The following is a 431-nucleotide window of genomic DNA, read 5'->3' on the forward strand; positions in this document are numbered from 1 at the left end:
GCTCCGGCCAAGGACGTCGCGGACGAGGGCGCGAAGCTTCGAGCCCAGATGGATGCTCGGCGTGAAGCTGCGCCGGGTCTCGGGCTCGTGGAAGGCACGCCATCCTATCGCTCGTTCGTGGGCGCCGGGAAGATCGGCGCAGACCGCGACATGTCCGCGGGCGACAAGAAGGCGATCGACACGGCCGACAACGCGGTGCTGTCCGCGCAGGCGTCCATTGGCATGCTGGAGCAGGCCAAGGAGCTGTCCGCCAAGGCCTACGCCGGGCCGCTGGCGAGCGAGCGCGGTAAGGCGATGAGCCTGGTGCCGGGCAACGAGGCGGGGCAGGCGACGCTCGAACTCGACAACCTCGTCACCACGAACGCGCTCACCAACCTCAAGAGCATCTTCGGCGGCAACCCGACCGAGGGCGAGCGCAAGATCCTCCTCGA

General features: G+C 68.7%; 1 pseudogene. It reads left to right on the forward strand.

Features of this window, described 5'->3' with window-relative positions:
- Positions 1-431, forward strand: a pseudogene (locus tag MKK75_RS00215) (hypothetical protein); the annotation flags it as partial.

Source organism: Methylobacterium sp. J-030, assembly GCF_022829545.1.
Classification (GTDB): domain Bacteria; phylum Pseudomonadota; class Alphaproteobacteria; order Rhizobiales; family Beijerinckiaceae; genus Methylobacterium.